The following is a 219-nucleotide window of genomic DNA, read 5'->3' as shown; positions in this document are numbered from 1 at the left end:
CGCTATGCCGGACGGCGGACGGATCATGATCGAGGCCACCAACAAAACCCTCGACGCCCGGGCGGCGCAGACACGCGATATGGCGGCAGGCGAGTATATTGCGCTCGCGGTGTCCGACACCGGCACCGGCATGCCGCCCGAGGTCGTCGCGCGCGTTTTCGAGCCGTTCTACACCACCAAGCCGATCGGCCAGGGTACCGGTCTCGGCCTATCCATGGT

Annotated in this window: 1 protein-coding gene; it reads left to right on the top strand. The window is 66.7% G+C overall.

Features of this window, described 5'->3' with window-relative positions; all coding sequences use genetic code 11:
* On the top strand, positions 1-219 hold a 219-nt coding region (locus tag P7D22_RS23210; protein WP_319936604.1), incomplete at both ends, for an ATP-binding protein.

This window comes from Lichenihabitans sp. Uapishka_5, assembly GCF_033947565.1.
Classification (GTDB): domain Bacteria; phylum Pseudomonadota; class Alphaproteobacteria; order Rhizobiales; family Beijerinckiaceae; genus Lichenihabitans.
Note: the sequence above shows the minus strand (reverse complement) of the source record. Positions and strands in the feature narration are given on the sequence as shown.